Here is an 825-nt window from a genome sequence, read left to right on the forward strand (position 1 = left end):
GACTTGTAGCAGGAGCCGTTGTCGGTCAGGACTCGTTCGACGGTGATGCCGTGGGCGGTGAAGAAGGCGTTCGCCCGTTGCCAGAAGCCGGCGGCGGTTTCCTTGCGCTCGTCGGTGAGGACTTCGCTGTAGGCCAGGCGGGAGTGGTCGTCGACGGCGGAGTGGATGAACGAGTAGCCGATCACCGGCTTGCAGCTGCGGCGTCGGTCGGTGGTGGCGAGTTTGTTGTCCATGGCCTGGCGGCGGTCCATGACCTTGTGACCGCCGCCGTCGGGGATGTTGCCGAGCTTTTTGATATCGACGTGGACGAGTTCGCCCGGCCTGTCGCGTTCGTAGCGGCGGACGACCTGTCCGGTGGGTCGGTCGAGCCAGGCCAGGCGGTTGAGGCCGTGGCGGGTCAGGATGCGGTGCACGGTCGAAGCGGGCAGGCCCAGAACCGGTCCGATGCGGGCGGGACCGAGCTTGCGGTCGGTCCGCAGACGGCAGACTCGGGCCTCGAGCGCGGGCGGGGTGCGGTGGGGTGTGGTTCTCGGCTTGCTGGAGCGGTCGTGCAGGCCGGCCTCGCCCTCGGCCCGCCAGCGGCGGATCCACTTGTGGGCGGTGGGCCGCGATATGCCCATCTCGGCCGCCACGTGCGCGACGGGACGGCCGGACAGGACGCGTTCGACCAGGATCCGCCGGCCGTGAACGGTCAGACGGGCATTACGGTGGGACACGAAGACCTCCGTGTGCGGTGCAGCTTAGACACCTCCACCACACCGGAGGTCTTCGCCATGATCAAGACCCCGGCCCTGTTAACAACGCTCGTGATCAATACACCTAGGC

1 protein-coding gene is annotated in these 825 nt (G+C 67.9%); it reads right to left on the reverse strand.

The annotated features are described in order from the left end of the window. The coding region (locus IG05_RS0140960) for an IS481 family transposase (protein WP_030349173.1) at positions 1-716 on the reverse strand (716 nt) is incomplete at its 3' end. Between the last annotated feature and the right edge of the window lie 109 nt (positions 717-825).

It is taken from the genome of Streptomyces sp. NRRL S-1022 (assembly GCF_000720135.1).
GTDB lineage: Bacteria > Actinomycetota > Actinomycetes > Streptomycetales > Streptomycetaceae > Streptomyces.